Here is a 17,925-nt window from a genome sequence, read left to right on the forward strand (position 1 = left end):
GGCTGCGCCCCCCCGAGCGAACATAGTGAGCGTGGGGGTTGTTTCATCTCAGCGATCCTTCGGGTCGAGCGCGTCACGCAGGCCATCGCCAACGAAGTTCACGCAGTAGAGCGTCACGCAGAGCATGACGGCCGGCGCCAGTAGCAGCCACGGCATCGATTCCAGTTTCTGCGCGCCGTCCTGGATCAGCACGCCCCAGCTCGTCATCGGCTCCTGCACGCCGAGGCCGAGGAACGACAGCACCGATTCGGTCAGCACGATGTTCGGCACCGAGACCGTCGCGTACACGACGACCACGCCGAGCAGGTTCGGCACGATGTGGCGCAGCACGATCGATGCCGGCGACACGCCGATCGCGCGCGCCGCATCGACGAACTCGCGGTTGCGCAGCGACAGCGTCTGGCCGCGCACGACGCGCGCCATGTCGATCCACGAGAACGCGCTGATGGTCAGCACGACCAGCATGAACGAGCGGCCGAACAGGGTCATCATCAGGATCGCGATCAGCAGGTACGGGATCGCGTACATCATGTCGACGACGCGCATCATCGCGGAGTCGACGCGGCCGCCCGCGAAGCCGGCGGTCGCGCCCCATGCGACGCCGAACAGGCCGGACACCAGCGTGCCGAGCAGGCCGACCTCGATCGACACGCGGCCGCCGATCAGCGTGCGCACGAGCAGGTCGCGGCCGAGTTCGTCGGTGCCGAACCAGTGCTGGTTCGCGAGCGTCGGCGCCAGGCTGATCGAGCCCCAGTCGCTCGCGGCGGGATCGGCCGCGAGCAGCCACGGGCCGACGAAGCACGCGAGCGTGATCAGCGCGAGCAGCACGAGGCTGAACACGGCCGCACGGTTGTGAAGGAAGCGCGCGAACGCGAGCGCGAGCGGCGAGCGCGAACGCGGCGGCGAGTCGGTCTGCACGGGCAGACTGACGACGGGAGTAGTCGGAGTCATCGCAGCGCCTCGCTCAATAACGGATGCGCGGATCGAGCCACGCGTACGCGAGGTCGACCAGCAGGTTGAACAGCACCGCACAGACGGTCGTCAGCACGACGAGGCCGAGCACCAGCGTGTAGTCGCGGTTGATCGCGCCGTTCACGACAAGCTGTCCGAGCCCCGGCAGCGCGAACACCGATTCGGTGACGACGGCCGCCGTGATCGACGTGATGCAGACCGTGCCGAACAGCGACACGACCGGCATCAGCGCGGGCTTGAGCGCGTGGCGCAGCACGATCGTCGAGCCCGGCAGGCCCTTCGCGCGCGCGGTGCGAATGTAGTTGCTCGACAGCGTCTCGATCATCGAGCCGCGCATCACGCGTGCGAGCAGCGACACGTTGATGAAGGTCAGCAGCACGATCGGCAGCAGCCGGTACTGCCAGCCGCCGTCGCCCCAGCCGCCGGCCGGCAGCCAGCCGTTGCCGGCCGACGTCTTCAGCAGGATCGCGAAGATCCATACCAGCACCGGGCCGAGCACGAACGGCGGCACGACGTTGCCGAAGTTGCCGATCAGCATCACGAAGCGGTCGATCAGACTGTCGCGCCGCACGGCCGCGACGGTGCCGAGCAGCACGCCGAACACGATCGAGATCGGGATCGACACGCCGCCCACGCCGAGACTCACGGGCAGCGCCTTCTTCACGAGATCGTTCACCGACCAGTCGACGTAACGGAACGACGGACCGAGATCGCCGTGCAGCAGCGCGTTCAGGTACAGCAGGTACTGCTTCCACAGCGGCTCGTCGAGGTGGTACTTCGCGTTCAGGTTCGCGAGCGTCGCCGCGGACAGCTGCTTCTCCGTATCGAACGGACCGCCGGGCGTGAAATGCAGCAGCAGGTAGCAGACGGTGATGACGGCGAGAATCGTCGGCACCGCCCACAACGTGCGTCTCAATGCGTAGGCCAGCATGATCGCTCCGCTCAGTGCTTGATCAGGTACATGTCCTGCGACGCACGCATGTCGATCACGTTCTTCAGCGAGTAGCCGCCCACGTAGGGCTTCACGAGACGGTCGGCCGAGTACTGGAACAGCGGCACCATCGGCGTGTCGTTCATCGCCGTGTCGTGCGCCTGCGTGAGCAGCGCGGCACGTGCCTTGTCGTCGAGCTTCTGGTTGCCTTCGTCGACGAGCGTATCCATCTGCTTGTTGCAGTAGCCGACGGTGTTCTGCGAGCTGCCGCAGCGGATCAGGTCGAAGAAGGTCATTGCGTCGTTGTAGTCGGCGAACCAGCCGTCGCGCGCGATCTGCACCTTGCCGTCATGCCGTTCCTTCATCAGCACCTTGAACTCGACGTTCTCGAGCTTCGTGTTGATGCCGAGCTTCGTGCGCCATTCCGATGCGGTGAACAGCGCGACCTTCTTGTGCAGGTCGTTGGTGTTGTACGTGAGCGTGAACGACAGCGGCTTCGCGTCAGAGTAGCCGGCCTGCTTCAACAGGTCCTTCGCGGTCGCGATGCGCTTGGCCATCGGCCACGACGCCCATTCCGGCGTGAACGGCTGCGCGCCCTTCGTGCCGTTCGGCATCAGGCCGTACATCGGCTTCTCGCCGGCCTGCGTGAGCTTCGACGTCAGCACGTCGCGATCGATCACCATCGACAGCGCCTGGCGCACGCGCTTGTCCTTCAGCGCCGCGTCGCTGTTGTTCAGGTAGTAGTAGTAGGTCGCGAGCTGCAGGCCCGGGCGCAGTTCGCCGCCGAACTGCTTGCTGACCTGCTGGAAGATGCCCGACGGAATCGAGTAGCTGTAGTCGATCTGGCCGGCCTGGTACATGCGCATCGCGGTTTCGTCGCTTTCGATCGGCAGGTACGTGACCTTGCTGATCACGACCTTCGGCGCGTTCCAGTACTTCGCGTCCTTGGTCGCCACGATGCGGTTGTTCGGCTGCCAGTCGACGAGCTGGTATGCGCCGTTGCTGACGATATTGCCCGGGCGCGTCCATGCGTCACCGAACTTCGTCACCACGTCCTTGTTCACCGGCGCGAGCGGCGCCATCGCGGTCAGCTCGGGGAAGAACGCGACGGGCACGTCGGTCGTCACTTCCAGCGTGTACGGGTCGACCGCGCGCACGCCGAGCGTCGACGGGGCGGCCTTGCCGGCGATGATGTCCTTCGAGTTCTTCACGAACTCGACGAGGATCGTGTACTTCGAGCCCGTCTTCGGATCGACGAGACGCTGCCACGAGTAGACGAAATCGGCGGCCGTCACGGGCTGGCCGTTGCTCCACTTCGCATCGTGGCGCAGCTTGAAGATCCATGTCGTCGGCGTCTTGCGCTCCCACGACTGCGCAACGCCCGGCACGACCTGGCCGGCCGCATCGATGCGGGCGAGCCCTTCGAACAGGTCGAGGCCGATCGTGTTGCCGGTCCACGATTCAATGTGCGCCGGATCGAGCGACTCGACTTCGGCAGGCACCTGGCGCGTCAGGTCCTGTTGAGGGGCGAGCGCGACGTTCGACGGAACGGTAACGGCGTGAACGGCGGGCGTCGTCAGGGCGAGCGCGGCCAGCACGGCCGACATGGCATGCAAGGATTTCATCGTGGCAGTTTTGAGAAGGTTGTTCGGTGAGCGTTGCGCGGCGGATGCCGCGGATTACGCGTGAGACGCTGACGGGTGCAGCGATTGAGGAGGCCCGTGATTCTCGTATTGCATTTTAGTATTCCTTACGTTTCTTTCGACAGGTATCCCGTCTCTGAAACGAAGGAATACCTGTGCGTTAGAACAGCCGCGGCGTACCGACCCAGACCACCACCGACTCGATCGTCGCGGTGTTGACCCAGCTGTGCGGGACCGTCGACTGATAGTGCGAACTGTCGCCGGCCTGCAGGACGAACGTCTTGCCTTCCAGCGTCAGCGACACTTCCCCTTCAATTACATACAGGAACTCCTCCCCTGCATGCGTCGTCACCTCCGACCGTTTCTGCCCTGGCGGCATCCGCACGAGGATCGCCTCGAGCTGACGCCCTTCGGACACGTTCGTCAGCCTCGCGAACAGGTTCGCCGAATCGGCGAATCCGAAGAAGCGCAACTGCTCGCCTCGGCAGACCGAGCGTTCCTCGCTCGGCGTATCCACGAAGTACTGCACCGTCACGCCGAGCGCCTGGGCGATACCGGCCAGCGACGTCAGCGACGGCGACGCGAGCCCGCGCTCGACTTGAGACAGAAACGGCTTCGAAATCCCCGCGGCGGTAGCGGTGTCGTCGAGCGTGCGCTTGAGTCGTTGGCGCAACGCGCGAATCTTGCTGCCAAGTGCGACAGCGTCTGCCGATCGCGAGTTTTCAGTGGGGGGAACCATAGCAGGCCGAAAAGTGGTCGTCAAAAAATGTTTGATGGAAAGTAACTAAGTTTAACTTGAGATGGCTTAATCTTCGGGTTCGCACACGTCTTCGGCGTTGAGCCCGGTGCACTAAACAGGGCCCGAAGCGAGCGAAACGACGCGCTATCTTGCCAGACTCGCCGTCTTCACAGGCAAGCTGCAAGCGGCTCTCCGGGAATTTGCGGAGAACGGGCGCCAAGCTTACAAGTAGATGATGAGACAAATGTTCCTGAAAGCTGCTGCCATATCGGGAGTTTCCCTGAGTGGCGCGGACCTGACGCACCGGACCGGCAAACGTTACCACTCGCGCGCCGGTCGGGGTCTCTCGCCGCCTCGTCAGGCGGAGTCCGACCCCGGCCCGACTGCTCCATCGCCGACGCAAAGCCTACCCGGCCACCGTGCTCCGGCGCCAGTTCGACCCCCAAGGCGACGCGCGATCCGCGCCGTCCGTTTCAAACGAGATTGATGATGCACGCACCTGTTTCACAAACCCGATCGTTTACGACGGTCTTCCTCATCGAAATGTGGGAGCGCTTCGGCTACTACGGCATGGCCGCGCTCCTGGTCCTCTTCATGGTCGACCGGCTCGGTTTCACCGACAGCCACGCGAACCTGACCTGGGGCGCGTTCACCGCGCTCGTCTACGCGTCGCCGTCGATCGGCGGCTGGATCGGCGACAAGGTGCTCGGCGCCCGTCGCACGATGATCATCGGCGCGGCCGTGCTGTGCGCCGGCTACCTGATGCTGGCGGTCCCGAACGACGCGCTGGCGTACATGTACGCATCGCTCGGCGTGATCGTCGTCGGCAACGGCCTGTTCAAGGCCAACGCGGCGAACCTCGTGCGCCGCATCTACGAAGGCGACGACGCACGCATCGACAGCGCGTTCACGATCTACTACATGGCTGTCAACATCGGCTCGACCGTGTCGATGCTCGCGACGCCGTGGATCAAGGATCACTGGGGCTGGCACACCGCGTTCGCGGTCTGCTGCGCCGGCATGCTGCTCGCGATCCTGAACTTCATGCTGATGCACCGCACGCTCGCGCACATCGGCTCGCAGCCCGACGACGAACCGATCCGCTGGAAGCGCCTCGGCGGCGTGGCGGCAGGCGGCGTCGCGCTCGCGCTGGTCACGCTGTACGTGCTGCAGCACAAGCAGCTCGCGGTCGCGAGCGTGTGGACGGCAGCATTCGCGATCCTCGCGATCTTCGCGTACATGATCGCGAAGTCGGAGCGTTCGGAGCGTGCCGGCCTGATCGCGGCGCTCGTGCTGATCGGCCAGGTGATCCTGTTCTTCATCTTCTACGTGCAGATGTCGACGTCGCTGACGCTGTTCGCGCTGCGCAACGTCGATCCGCGCTTCATCCTGTTCGGCACGACGCTGTTCACGTGGAGCGCCGCACAGTTCCAGGCACTGAACCCGATCTGGATCATGATGCTGAGCCCGGTGCTCGTGTGGATCTACAACGCGTTCTCGAAAAGCGGCCGTGACCTGCCGGTCGCGGCGAAGTACGCGTTCGGCTTCGGCGCGGTGGCTGCCGGTTACCTCGTGTTCACGATCAGCGGCCGCTACGCGGTGGACGGTCGCGTGTCGTCGTGGTTCATGGTGTGGGGCTACGGCCTCTACTCGCTCGGCGAACTGCTGGTGAGCGGCCTCGGCCTCGCGATGATCGCGCGCTACGTGCCGGCGCGCATGAGCGGCTTCATGATGGGCGCGTATTTCGTCGCGACGGGCGTGTCGCAGTATCTCGGCAGCGTCGTCGCGAACTTCGCGCAGATGCCGTCGCACGACCTGCCGGCCACCGAATCGCTGCCGCTCTACCTGTCGCTGTTCGAGAAGCTCGGCTGGCTCGCCGCGATCGGCATGCTGCTCGCGCTGCTGCTGCTGCCGATGATGAACCGCCTGTCGCGCCAGCATCAGCGCTGCGCGGAAGAACGCCGCGAGGAAGAAGCGTTGCAGGCGCAGGCGATGGCTTCGGCCCAGTAAGTACTATCCCTCGGCGTGCGGCATGCACGCCACATTCTCCCGCCAGCGCGGCCAGCACGTCCTACACTGGTTGCAACGGTCCATCCGTTCCACGCGATGCGCACCGGCGGGAGAAGATCATGAAAAGCAAAACGACTCGGCTCTTGAGGATACTGTCGGACATCCGGCACGCGCAGCGCTGCACCGCATTGCGCGCCGCCCGCGCCGCAGCCGAAGCCGACGCGGTGCTCGCGCAGCAGGACGATCCGACGTCCGACGAACGCGACGACACCGAATCCGATGACGCGACCGCCGTCCCCCGCTCCCGCATCGGCTCACCTCACTGACCGCACCGCCGTCGCGCGGCCGCTTGCGTGCCGCCTGCGCGCGCTCCCGCGCCGCTCACGCGGCCGCGGCGCGCCAGCGCGCGAACCACGATCCCGAACCCGCCACGGCCATCATCAGCCCGACCGCGCATGCGTCGGCCGCGAGGCCCAGGCCGATGCGCCGCAACTCGGCGCCGTTCGCGACAGGATGCAGCAGCGAATCGATGACGAGAGAAATCGCCGCGCCCGCGACGAAGCAGATGAGCCCGCGCTGGCCGACCGCCACCACGGGCTGCACCGCGCGCGCGATCCGCGCGATCCAGCCGTGGCGCACGCAGTCCGCCATCAGCCACGCGACCGCTGCGAAGCTCACGATGCGCGGCAGTGCGAGATCGCGCTTGAGCACGCCTTCGGGCACCGGCAGCCCCGAGAACAGCTTGTAGCTCGCGCAACCGAGCACGATCGCGCATGCGACGCCGGTTGCCGCGGCACTCCAGCGTCCGAGCGCGACGTGCCGGTAGAACGGCTGGCAGCGCGCGAGCACGCCGGCGACGAACATCAGCTGCCACGCGAACGGGTTGAAGCTCCAGCGGAACGAGTCGGTGTCCAGCAGCTCGGGGCCGAGCCAGCCAGCCGCCAGCCACGACGCCGCGCTGAACGCGACGAGCAGCCACGGATGGCGGCGCGCGAACGGCACGATCACCGGCGACGCGAGCGCGAACAGCACGTACATCGGCAGCACCGACGCGAGATACGGCTGGCGCTGGAACGTGAGCAGCTCGGCTGCGCCCGTGAGCGGCGACGCGAGCATCACGCTGACGTCGTCGAGCGCGAGGTTCGGCGCGTCGATCCCGTAATGGTCGAGCACGGCCGACACGACGAGCATCAGCGTCGACGTCGCGAGAAACGCGCGATAGATCTGCATCGCGCGACGCACGAACCGCCGCTGCGCGGCGCGCGCGCCGTGCCGGTCGGCGATCGCGCCATACGCGCTCGCGGTCGCGAAGCCGCCGAGGAACACGAACACCTCGGCCGCGTCGCACAGCGCGAAGGCGTGGAGCGTCACGCGCGACAGCACGCTCGCGCCGATGTGATCGACGACGATCATCAGCAGCACGATGCCGCGGAAGAAATCGACTTCGATCAGGCGGCCGCTGCGCGCCGGCGGGAACGAGGCGGCGGGTGGCGTACTCAGCGACATGGCCGCACCTGCGCGACGACGGCGCGACACGCACCGGCGGGAGATTCGAAAGGGAGAAGGCGAACCTGATCGGCGGCGATACGCGTATGCCCGCATCGCGCCAACCCGGCCGGCCCGGCACGGAGATGACCGTTCATGGAAACGCTGCATACGAAGAGAAGACGGTCAGGTCAGTCTAGCGGCCGGTCGGGGGATACCCTAAGTAACAAAGTGCAACGGAATCTTCTGTTCGATTACAGGCGTGACATCGACGATACGAAGCTGGCGGTGCGGCCAGCGTGATGTCAGTGCGTCGCCAGTTCGACGTCAGCATCGCGGGATTCGACACGACGAATGCGCGATGCACGATGCGCGGCATGTCGGCGCCGCGATCGAGTCGGGTGCGACTATGCTCGGCCAGGCGCGGGCAGCCGCCGCATCAGCATCGCGCTGTGCCACGCGGTCAGCGCGACGGCGGCCCAGATCGGCCCGTAGGTCGCGAGCTGCGCGGCGCTCAGCGTCTCGCCGAGCAGCAGCAGCGACACCGCGACGAGCAGCACCGGCTCGACGTAGCCAAGGATCCCGAACAGCGCCATCGGCAGCATCCGGCTCGCCTTCAGGTAGCTCGCGAGCGCGAGCGTGCTGAGCACGCCGAGCCCCGGCAGCAGCGCGGCCCACAGCAGCGGATGGCTGGCGACCGGCGTCGGGCTCGTCGACACCATCGCGAGCGCGACCGGAGACAGCAGCACGATCTCGAGCGCGAACGCGGCCAGCGAATCGGCGTTGATCCGGCGACGCAGCACGAAATACGGCGGATAGCCGAGCGCGACGACGAGCGTCGGCCACGCGAACGCGCGCGTCGCCCACACCTCGTGCGCGACGCCCAGCGCCGCGCACGCGACCGCCGCCCATTGCAGCGGGTCGAGCCGTTCGTGATAGTAAAAGCGGCCGACGAGCACCATCGTCAGCGGCAGCAGGAAATAGCCGAGCGATACTTCGAGCATCCGCCCGTGCAGCGGCGCCCACAGGAACAGCCACAGCTGCAGGCCGAGCAGGCCCGCGCTCACCGGCAGCGCGATCAGCAGGCGCCAGTCGCGCGCGCTGCGCCGCGCGAGTTCGACGAGCGCCGGCCAACGGCCGCGCAGCGCGATCAACGCGAGCGCGCCCGGTACGGTCCACAGGATTCGCCACGCGAAGATGTCGAGCCCTGTGAGCGGCGCGAGCAGTTTCGCGTAGACGGACATCAGCGCGAACAGCGTTGACGCCACGACCGACAGCGCGATGCCGCGCCCGGCCTCCGGATACCCCGTCATGTTGTTTTCGCCTTACTGCTGCTGGAAGCGCTCGAAGCGCTTTTCGGTCCGACGCTCCTCGAACGTGACCTCGGTCACGCGCGCGGACGGCGGCCCATGGCGCAGCCACGCGAGCATTCGGTCGATCTGCGGACCGGGGCCCTGGATCATCGCCTCGACGCTGCCGTCCTCGAGATTCGCGACCCAGCCGCGCAGCTTCAGCGCATGCGCCTCGCGCACCGTCGCGTGACGGAAACCGACGCCCTGCACGACGCCGCGCACCCGCACGTAGTAGGTCTCGATCCGTTCGTCCAAGTCATTGCGGCTCATCGCGTCGCCCTCCCGTAGTGCATTCAAGCCCGGCATTGTAGACGCGTCGGCCGCTTCGCACACGGGCCGGGCGGGCCGGCCGCGGGGGCCGACGCTGTCCGGCTCGGCCGCCGCGCGGCACTCGCGTCGCCGCGCGCGCCGACCACGTACAATCTCGCCGACGCACAACCGCCGCGCCGCCCGCGCGCGGCCCTGAAGGAAACGCATGACTGATACCTCCCGCGATCTCGTTCTCGTCACCGGCGCGTCCGGTTTCGTCGGCTCGGCCGTCGCACGCATCGCGCAGCAGAAGGGCTATGCGGTGCGCGTGCTGGTGCGCCCGACCAGCCCGCGCACGAACGTCGCGGATCTCGACGCCGAGATCGTCACCGGCGACATGCGCGACGAGACGTCGATGCGCGCCGCGCTGCGCGGCGTGCGCTACCTGCTGCACGTGGCGGCCGACTACCGGCTGTGGGCGCCGGATCCGGACGAGATCGAGCGCGCGAACCTCGAAGGCGCGGTCGCGACGATGCGCGCGGCGCGTGCCGAAGGCGTCGAGCGGATCGTCTATACGAGCAGCGTCGCGACGCTGAAGGTCACGAGCGCCGGCGATCCGTCCGACGAGAACCGGCCGCTGACCGCCGAGCAGGCGATCGGCGTGTACAAGCGCAGCAAGGTGCTGGCCGAGCGCGCGGTCGAGCGGATGATCGCCGACGAAGGGCTGCCGGCCGTGATCGTCAACCCGTCGACGCCGATCGGCCCGCGCGACGTGAAGCCGACGCCGACCGGCCGCATCATCGTCGAGGCCGCGCTCGGCAAGATTCCCGCGTTCGTCGATACCGGCCTGAACCTCGTGCACGTCGACGACGTCGCGCACGGCCACTTCCTCGCGCTCGAGCGCGGCCGGATCGGCGAGCGCTACATCCTCGGCGGCGAGAACCTGCCGCTGCAGCAGATGCTCGCCGACATCGCGCAGATGACGGGGCGCAAGGCACCGACGATCGCGCTGCCGCGCTGGCCGCTCTACCCGCTCGCGGTCGGCGCGGAAGCCGTCGCGAAGTTCACGAAGAAGGAGCCGTTCGTGACCGTCGACGGGCTGCGGATGTCGAAGAACAAGATGTATTTCACGTCCGCGAAGGCCGAGCGCGAGCTCGGCTACCGCGCGCGTCCGTACCGCGAAGGGCTGCGCGACGCGCTCGACTGGTTCGGCTCGGCGGGCTACCTGAAATAGCACAAAGCGGCGTGCGCCACGCCGCTTTGCGCACTTTGTTACACGTCGTTGACGGACCGGCACCGGCGCAGCGGTTAAAATCGCGGGTCTTACGCAGAGAAGACACGCATGAACCTGAACGATCAGATCGATTCGCTCAACGCGGGCGTCGATCATCTCCTCCACGATCACCACGCCGCGCAGCAGGCGGCACGCAGCGCGGAAGCGTTCGCGCGCGCCGCCGCGGCGGAAGCCCAGGCTGCCGCCGAACGTCACGCCGCTGCGGAGACCGAAGCACAGGCCGCCGCGCAGCGCCACACGGCCGCAGCCGCCGACGCCGATGCCGCGCAGCAGCGCCACGCCGACGCCACCGCCGCGGCCGAAGCCGCCGCCCAGCGCCACACCGAAGCCACCGCGCAGGCCGAAGCCGCCACCCAGCGGCACGCCGAAGCGACCGCGCTGACCGAAGCGCTCGCGCAACGTCACGCAGATGCCGAAGCCGCGTCGCAACGCCACGCGGCCGCGATCGCCGAAGCCGAGGCCGCCGCGCAACGTCATCACGCCGCCGCGACCGAAGCGGATGCGGCCGCGCAGCGTCATGCCGCCGCCACCACGGAGGCCGAAGCCGCCGCGAAGCGCCACGCGCAAGCGACCGCCGAAGCCGAGGCCGCGACGCAGCGCCACGCGGCCGCGATCGCGGAAGCCGAAGCGCTCGCGCAACGCCACACGCAGGCGATCGCCGAAGCGGAAGCCGCCGCGCAGCGCCACGCCGATGCGACTGCCGAGGCGCAAACCATCACGCAACGCCACACCGAAGCCATCGCGCAAGCCGACGCGGCCGCGCAACGCCACGAGGCGGCAACAGCCGAGGCCGAGGCCGTCGCGCAACGCCACACCGAAGCGATCGCACAGGCCGAAGCGGCCGCCGAGCGTCACGCGAAGGCGATCGCCGACGCGGAAGCGCTGGTCGAAGCGGTCGTGAAGGACGCCGCGACGAACGCGGCAGCGTCGGAAACCGCGACGGCCGTCGCGGCTGAAGTCGTCGAACCGGTTGTCGAATCGGTTGTCGAGCCCGTCGTCGAGCCGGTGGCAAACGCAGCCGCCCCGGTGGCTGCCGATGAAGTCGCTGCAGCGCCGGCCGACGCGACCACCGCCGTCGTCGCGACGACCGCAGCCGACACTGCGATCGAAGTCGCCCCCGCCGAAGCGGCGGACACGCCTGCGGACAAAGCGACGCTGCAAGTCGCGCGCCCGTCACAGAACGAACTGACGCTGACCGTCAACGGCCAATCGATCACGCTTCACCCGGAACAACTGGGCCAGCTGATCGAGGAACTCGCGCACGCACGCGCGTCGATGCAGCCGGAACCACCGCCAGGCATCCCGGCCGGCTGGCGCTTCGTGACGACGAAGAACCCGATGATGGCCGTGCAGAAGCAATCGAACGGCGACCGCCTGCTGGTCGCGCGCCACACCGGCTACGGCTGGGTGCCGTTCACGTTCTCGCCGGACGTCGTGATCCAGATGTACATGATGCTGACGCAGCGGTAAGCGCGCGCGGCCCCGCCGCAAACAAAACAGCCCGACCGGTTCACACCGATCGGGCTGTTTGCTTTCCGAAGTCCAGGAGACAGCCGGCATACGCCGGCGTCATTCGGCTCAGCGCTCCACCGGCGCCTGCACGCGCGCCTTCCACTGGCCGCCCTTGCCGCGCCAGTAGCGCCACGCGGACGCGAACGTCGCGCCGACGTAGAACAGCGCGACCAGCGGCAGCGCAGGCGCCCACAGAGGCGAGCGCCGGTAGTAGCGCAGCATCGGCGCATACGCTGTGCACATCGACGCCCACGCAAGCCACGCCGGCCATGCACGCGCGCCGTAGACGATCGCGGCGACGGGCGGCACGAGGTAGATGATCGTCATCCCGAGCAGCGTGCCCGCAAGCAGCAGCGGCGAATAATGGAGCTGCGTGAACGCGGTGCGCGCAATCATGTTCCAGATGTCGCGCCAGCTATCGTACGGACGCAGCGACACGCTGCGGTCGGCCAGATCGAGCCGGATCGGATGCCGGCCGCTGCCGCGATGCTTGATCTGCGCGGCGAGGCTGCAGTCGTCGATCAGCGCGCCGCGGATCGACTCGATGCCGCCCGCTTCCTCGAGCGCGCTGCGCTTGACCAGCATGCAGCCGCCCGCGGCGCCGGCCGTCCGGTTGCGCGGATTGTTGATCCACGAGAACGGATAGAGCTTCGCGAAGAAGAACACGAACGCCGGGATCAGCGCCTTTTCCCAGAACGAATCGCAGCGCAGCCGCACCATCAGCGACACGAGATCGCGCTGTTCGGCCTGCGCGCGCGTGACGAGCTGCGCGACGGCGTCGGGCGGATGGCCGATGTCGGCATCCGTCAGCAGCAGGTAGTCGGCCGGCAGCCCGAGCGTGCGCACCGCGGCGATGCCCTGCGACTGCGCCCACACCTTGCCCGACCAGCCGGCCGGCAACGGCTTCGCGGCCAGCACCGTCAGGCGGTCGGCGCGGTTGATCGCGAGCGCGGCCGCGCGAGCCGCGTCGGCGGTGCCGTCGTCGCTGTGGTCGTCGACAATGATCAGATGAAAGTCGCCCGGATAGTCCTGCTCGAGCAGCGACGTCGCCGCCCGGGCGATCACATCGACCTCGTTGCGCGCCGGCACGACCGCGACGACGGCCGGCCAGCCGGCCTCGGCCGCGGCGCCGCGCGCCTGCGGCGGCAGTGCCCGCGCGGGCCGCGCGCGCCAGAAGCCGCCGCGCGCGACGAGCAGCACGATCCAGATCAGCAGTGACAGGCCGGACACCAGGAAGGTAATCGCCAGCATCATCGGCAAGCCTCCTGCCGGACGCCGGCGCGAGCGGCCCGGCCGCCCGCGGTGCCGGATCGTTCGATTGCAATCAGGGTCGAAGTAAAAATACCCATCACCGCGCGGGCGGCAGGGCAATACGCGTAAGAATCGACGGTCATCGAATGGCCTTGAAATGAGCGCGACGCCGGGCAGCCGGACAGGCTGCCCGCGAAACCGCGCAGTTTACCGGGTTCCGCGCGAGCGAGCGCCGACGCGGCTTAGCGGCCGATGCAACACGGCCGGTACAGCACCAGAGCAAAGACGGCCCGATAGGGTTAAAATGCGCGATTAATTCGGGGTTCCGGGGCCTGGCCTGGCCGGTTCGTTTCCTGCCTTCATAACATCAAGCCGGGGCGAGCGAGCAGTGCCAGCTCCTTGAACCCCGGCGTCTGTCGTCGGAGTTCGCTCACTTATGCGAGTCATCCTTGCCCAGCCCCGCGGCTTCTGTGCGGGGGTTGTCCGTGCGATCGAGATCGTCGATCGCGCGCTGCAACAGCACGGCGCGCCGGTCTATGTGCGTCATGAGATCGTCCATAACCGGCATGTCGTCGAAAACCTGCGTGATAAAGGGGCGCGATTCGTTGAGGAACTCGACGAGGTGCCGCACGGCGCTGTGGCGATCTTCAGCGCGCACGGTGTCGCCCAGACGGTCGAACGCGATGCTCAAACGCGCGGGCTCGACGTGCTGGACGCAACCTGCCCGCTCGTCACGAAAGTGCACGTGCAGGGCCGCCAGTACGTCGCGGCGGGCCGCCGGCTGATCCTGATCGGCCATGCGGGCCATCCGGAAGTCGAGGGCACGATCGGCCAGATTCCGGCCGAGGTGATCCTCGTGCAAAGCGAAGCCGAAGTCGATACGCTGACGCTGCCGGTCGACACGCCGGTTGCGTACGTGACGCAGACGACGCTGTCGGTCGACGACACGCGCGGCATCATCGAAGCGCTGCAGCGCCGGTTCACCGACATCGTCGGCCCGGACACGCGGGACATCTGCTACGCGACGCAAAACCGCCAGGCCGCCGTGCGCGAGCTGAGCGGCCAGGTCGACGTGCTGCTGGTCGTCGGTGCGACGAACAGCTCGAACTCGAACCGCCTGCGCGAGATCGGCACCGAAAGCGGCGTGCCGAGCTATCTCGTCGCCGACGGCTCGGAAGTGAAGCCCGAATGGTTCGCGGGCGTGCAGACGGTCGGCCTGACCGCCGGCGCGTCGGCACCCGAGGAAATGGTTGAGGATGTAATCGGTGCGCTGCGCGCGCTGGGGCCCGTCGATGTCACGACGATGGCGGGCCGTGAAGAAAAAGTCGAATTCAAGTTGCCGGCGAAGCTTACGCAAGCTGTCGCCCGCGAAGTTTAAGGAGGACAACTCTTGTCTATTCCGCTGCTCCAGCAAGTCCGCGTCGGCGCATACATCATGCGCCAACACCTGTCCGGCAACAAACGCTATCCGCTCGCGCTGATGCTCGAGCCGCTGTTCCGCTGCAACCTCGCGTGTAACGGCTGCGGCAAGATCGATTATCCGGACCCGATCCTGAACCAGCGCCTGTCCGTCGAGGAATGCCTGGAAGCCGTCGACGAGTGCGGCGCACCCATCGTGTCGATCGCCGGCGGCGAGCCGCTGCTCCACAAGGAGATGCCGGAGATCGTCAAGGGCATCATGAAGCGCAAGAAGTTCGTGTACCTGTGCACGAACGCGCTCCTGATGGAAAAGAAGATGGACGACTACCAGCCGAACCCGTACTTCGTCTGGTCGGTCCACCTCGACGGCGACAAGGACATGCACGACCATTCCGTGTCGCAGGAAGGCGTGTACGACAAGGCGGTCGCGGCCATCAAGGAAGCGAAGCGCCGCGGCTTCCGCGTGAACATCAACTGCACGCTGTTCAACGATGCGATCCCCGAGCGCGTCGCGAAGTTCTTCGATACGCTGGGGCCGATCGGCGTCGACGGCATCACCGTGTCGCCGGGCTATGCGTACGAGCGCGCGCCGGATCAGCAGCACTTCCTGAACCGCGACAAGACGAAGAACCTGTTCCGCGAAATCCTGAAGCGCGGCGAAGGCGGCAAGCGCTGGTCGTTCAGCCAGTCGTCGCTGTTCCTCGACTTCCTGGCCGGCAACCAGACGTACAAGTGCACGCCGTGGGGCAACCCGGCACGCACCGTGTTCGGCTGGCAGAAGCCGTGCTATCTGGTCGGCGAAGGTTACGTGAAGACCTTCAAGGAACTGATGGAAGACACGAACTGGGACAACTACGGCGTCGGCAACTACGAGAAGTGCGCGGACTGCATGGTCCACTGCGGCTTCGAAGCCACCGCCGTGATGGACACGATCTCGCATCCGCTGAAGGCGCTGCGCGTGAGCAAGAAGGGCATCAAGACCGACGGCCCGTTCGCACCGGACATCTCGATCGCGAAGCAGCGTCCGGCCGAGTACGTGTTCTCGCGCCACGTCGAGATCAAGCTCGAGGAAATCCAGCGCGCCGGCAAGGGCAAGCTGCAGAAGCCGGCGAAGCCGGCAACGGCGGCTTAAGCGCGTATCGCGATGCGGAGGTTGGCGCCTCCGCATCGGCCGGCATCGAAGAAGCGCCACGGAGTTCGCTCCGTGGCGCTTTTGTTTTGTCGGGCGTCGTCATGGGCCGGGGGCGCTTCCGCATTTGCATGAGCATGCGAACACCGCCCGTTCAGTGTCTCGACTGCGCCGCCGCGATCAGTTGCCATGCGGTCGGGCCGGGATCGAGCAGCGGGTCGGACGGCGGATCGAGATCGTGCCGATGTGTTTCCTCCGACGGCAGCGCCTGCCCTTTCGCAATGCCGACCTCGTCGCCGCACACGGTGCATCGATAGATGCCCGCGATCGTCACGTCGCTGCCCGGCGGCAGATTCTCGCTGAATGCGCGGCCGCTTCCGCACGTGAAATAGCCGCCGATCCTGTATAGCGCCATCGCTCCTCCTGACCGAAACGAATACGTTCACGCCGACACGCACGATCGCCGCAAACGCGAGGATGGATCGTCATCGACCGAACCCATTCGGCTCCTGTCGTGACATTAGACGGCGAGCGTCAGCCCCAGTGAATGGGACAAGTATGAAACACGGCCCCAGCGTCGGTCGTGTTGCCGCCGCTCAATGCAGGACGGCCGGTTCCCGCATCTTCGCCGCCGCCTGCGCGACCAGTGCCGGCTGCTCGGCGGACGCGGACGCGAACGCGCACACGTGACGCCACAGCTCGGCGAGCCGGTGCCGGGTGAGCGTCGCGACGCACGCGTCGTTCGCGGCGAGTATGCGTTCGAGCACTGCGCTTTCGTCGTCGTGCAGCGTCCATGCGCCGCTTTGCCCAGCGCGCGCCACGCTCGCGTCGAGCACGCGCTCCGCTTCGACGCACAGGTCGATGCTCGCATCGGGGGATACCGCGTCGTCGAGCGCGAGGAACACCAGATAGACGCTCGTGCGCAGCCGCATCAGCAACGCTTCGCTGCCGTGCTCGCCGCGCAGCGCGACGAGCGCCATGTGGCATTTCAGCGAGATGTCGCGCACATGCGCGGGCGGCAGCGGCAGCAGCCACTCGCGCGTCAATGGCGGGTGGCGACGGCCTTTCCGGACGGCCCTCATGACCCGTCCTCGCTGATGGACGTCGTCCGCGTCGAATGCCGGCCACGCGGCGCGGCATGCGACGGCACCGCGGCTTGCGTCGCGCTTGCCGTTCGTGCGTCGCCGCGTCCCGTACACGCCGTACACGCCGTCCCACCGCCGCGTCGCGCACGCGTCCGGCAACTGCCGGATCATCGACGTCCGCAACGCGCCGGGAAGTCGGTTGGCGCATGCCATGCTCGTCTCCCGCATCAGAACGTGTTCTCGCCCTTCAGGTAGTACGCGGTCTTCACGAAGAACGCCTTCACTGGACGACCGCTCTGCGCGGCGCTGGCCGCGCGCGCTTCCATCGCGGCCTTCTCCTCGCGCGAGCGGTCGGGCACCGGGTTCCTCACGCGGTCGAGCGCACGCTGCATCGCGAGCGGATAGTTCTGGTTGCCGGCTGTCGTCGCACGATAGCCGGCGCGCGTCATCTGCATCAGCTGCACGTCGGTCTCGGCACGCGCCGCCTTCCAATTCAACGGGGCGACGTTCGACTGCCACTCGGTGTTGACGGACTGCGCGAAGCTCGCGGCAGGCAGCACGGCAAGCGCGCCGGACAGGACAGCAAGGGAAACAACGGATCGCATCATGGCCTCCAGATGGTTGTCTCCGCATCGATCTTCGTCGTCGATGCGGTGCAATCATCGTATGTCGCGTGGCCGTGCGCTTGAATAGCCGATTCCGCAATTGATATTTTCAGCACCGGCAGCGGGGTCGCGATCCGCATGATTCGCCACTGCTGCCTGACCGGAATTTCTTTATTTCATTCAACCACCTGATCGCGTTTTCGCGGACGATTCGAAGCGGTGCGTAAATCGCCTTTGCAGTTTTCGAAA

At 67.1% G+C, this 17,925-nt stretch carries 17 protein-coding genes; 6 read left to right on the forward strand and 11 right to left on the reverse strand.

The genetic code is table 11. The features are described 5' to 3' along the window. Positions 1 to 48 precede the first annotated feature (48 nt). The 4 genes from AC1Z3W_RS00955 to AC1Z3W_RS00970 all read right to left on the reverse strand — a co-directional run bounded on the left by AC1Z3W_RS00955 (position 49) and on the right by AC1Z3W_RS00970 (position 4,285). Positions 49 to 951, reverse strand: a complete 903-nt coding sequence (locus AC1Z3W_RS00955; protein WP_057925568.1) for an ABC transporter permease — start codon at positions 949 to 951, stop codon at positions 49 to 51. 13 nt (positions 952 to 964) lie between these two features. After that, positions 965 to 1,903, reverse strand: a complete 939-nt coding sequence (locus AC1Z3W_RS00960; protein ID WP_057925567.1) for an ABC transporter permease subunit — start codon at positions 1,901 to 1,903, stop codon at positions 965 to 967. 11 nt (positions 1,904 to 1,914) lie between these two features. Beyond that, positions 1,915 to 3,528, reverse strand: coding sequence for a peptide ABC transporter substrate-binding protein (locus AC1Z3W_RS00965; RefSeq protein ID WP_483506665.1), 1,614 nt, complete (start codon positions 3,526 to 3,528; stop codon positions 1,915 to 1,917). A gap of 178 nt (positions 3,529 to 3,706) precedes the next feature. After that, positions 3,707 to 4,285: a cupin domain-containing protein gene (locus AC1Z3W_RS00970; protein ID WP_057925565.1), complete on the reverse strand. Its 579-nt coding sequence runs from the start codon at positions 4,283 to 4,285 to the stop codon at positions 3,707 to 3,709. Between the two features lie 486 nt (positions 4,286 to 4,771). Between AC1Z3W_RS00970 and AC1Z3W_RS00975 the strand changes: the two genes are divergently transcribed. Continuing rightward, positions 4,772 to 6,295, forward strand: coding sequence for a peptide MFS transporter (locus AC1Z3W_RS00975; protein WP_057925564.1), 1,524 nt, complete (start codon positions 4,772 to 4,774; stop codon positions 6,293 to 6,295). 119 nt (positions 6,296 to 6,414) lie between these two features. Beyond that, positions 6,415 to 6,621 (forward strand): hypothetical protein, encoded by a 207-nt coding sequence (locus tag AC1Z3W_RS00980; RefSeq protein WP_057925563.1) that lies wholly within the window; start codon positions 6,415 to 6,417, stop codon positions 6,619 to 6,621. 55 nt (positions 6,622 to 6,676) lie between these two features. Here AC1Z3W_RS00980 and AC1Z3W_RS00985 read toward each other — a convergent pair whose 3' ends face one another. The 3 genes from AC1Z3W_RS00985 to AC1Z3W_RS00995 all read right to left on the reverse strand — a co-directional run bounded on the left by AC1Z3W_RS00985 (position 6,677) and on the right by AC1Z3W_RS00995 (position 9,402). Continuing rightward, positions 6,677 to 7,801 carry an OpgC domain-containing protein gene (locus tag AC1Z3W_RS00985; protein WP_057925562.1) on the reverse strand — a complete coding sequence of 375 codons (1,125 nt, stop codon included), beginning with the start codon at positions 7,799 to 7,801 and terminating at the stop codon, positions 6,677 to 6,679. 386 nt (positions 7,802 to 8,187) lie between these two features. Continuing rightward, positions 8,188 to 9,093 (reverse strand): EamA family transporter RarD, encoded by a 906-nt coding sequence (gene rarD, locus AC1Z3W_RS00990; RefSeq protein ID WP_057925561.1) that lies wholly within the window; start codon positions 9,091 to 9,093, stop codon positions 8,188 to 8,190. 12 nt (positions 9,094 to 9,105) lie between these two features. Next, positions 9,106 to 9,402 carry an acylphosphatase gene (locus AC1Z3W_RS00995; protein WP_057925560.1) on the reverse strand — a complete coding sequence of 99 codons (297 nt, stop codon included), beginning with the start codon at positions 9,400 to 9,402 and terminating at the stop codon, positions 9,106 to 9,108. A gap of 205 nt (positions 9,403 to 9,607) precedes the next feature. Between AC1Z3W_RS00995 and hpnA the strand changes: the two genes are divergently transcribed. Together hpnA and AC1Z3W_RS01005 are read left to right on the forward strand one after the other, a co-directional pair. Further along, positions 9,608 to 10,615, forward strand: a complete 1,008-nt coding sequence (hpnA, locus tag AC1Z3W_RS01000; protein ID WP_057925559.1) for a hopanoid-associated sugar epimerase — start codon at positions 9,608 to 9,610, stop codon at positions 10,613 to 10,615. A 108-nt stretch (positions 10,616 to 10,723) separates the two neighbouring features. Further along, complete coding sequence (locus tag AC1Z3W_RS01005) at positions 10,724 to 12,145, forward strand: phage tail protein (protein WP_124832612.1); 1,422 nt, start codon at positions 10,724 to 10,726, stop codon at positions 12,143 to 12,145. 108 nt (positions 12,146 to 12,253) lie between these two features. Here AC1Z3W_RS01005 and AC1Z3W_RS01010 read toward each other — a convergent pair whose 3' ends face one another. Then, on the reverse strand, positions 12,254 to 13,441 hold the full coding sequence (locus AC1Z3W_RS01010; protein ID WP_124832611.1) for a glycosyltransferase: 1,188 nt from the start codon (positions 13,439 to 13,441) through the stop codon (positions 12,254 to 12,256). Between the two features lie 433 nt (positions 13,442 to 13,874). Here AC1Z3W_RS01010 and ispH point away from each other — a divergent pair, with 433 nt between their 5' ends. Continuing rightward, positions 13,875 to 14,816, forward strand: coding sequence for a 4-hydroxy-3-methylbut-2-enyl diphosphate reductase (gene ispH / locus AC1Z3W_RS01015; RefSeq protein WP_057925556.1), 942 nt, complete (start codon positions 13,875 to 13,877; stop codon positions 14,814 to 14,816). A gap of 12 nt (positions 14,817 to 14,828) precedes the next feature. Beyond that, on the forward strand, positions 14,829 to 15,989 hold the full coding sequence (gene hpnH / locus AC1Z3W_RS01020) for an adenosyl-hopene transferase HpnH (protein WP_057925555.1): 1,161 nt from the start codon (positions 14,829 to 14,831) through the stop codon (positions 15,987 to 15,989). Between the two features lie 151 nt (positions 15,990 to 16,140). Here the strand turns inward: hpnH and AC1Z3W_RS01025 are convergent, their stop codons facing one another. From AC1Z3W_RS01025 to AC1Z3W_RS01035, 3 genes are all read right to left on the reverse strand, one after another. Then, positions 16,141 to 16,401: a hypothetical protein gene (locus tag AC1Z3W_RS01025; RefSeq protein ID WP_057925554.1), complete on the reverse strand. Its 261-nt coding sequence runs from the start codon at positions 16,399 to 16,401 to the stop codon at positions 16,141 to 16,143. A gap of 181 nt (positions 16,402 to 16,582) precedes the next feature. Then, a complete protein-coding gene (locus tag AC1Z3W_RS01030) occupies positions 16,583 to 17,068 on the reverse strand; it encodes a hypothetical protein (protein WP_057925553.1) in 486 nt (161 codons plus the stop codon). A 230-nt stretch (positions 17,069 to 17,298) separates the two neighbouring features. Beyond that, the gene (locus AC1Z3W_RS01035) at positions 17,299 to 17,676 is read right to left on the reverse strand and encodes a hypothetical protein (protein ID WP_124832715.1); all 378 of its coding nucleotides are present in this window, start codon (positions 17,674 to 17,676) and stop codon (positions 17,299 to 17,301) included. Between the last annotated feature and the right edge of the window lie 249 nt (positions 17,677 to 17,925).

The sequence above is a fragment of the Burkholderia sp. 10_S31 genome, assembly GCF_056930375.1.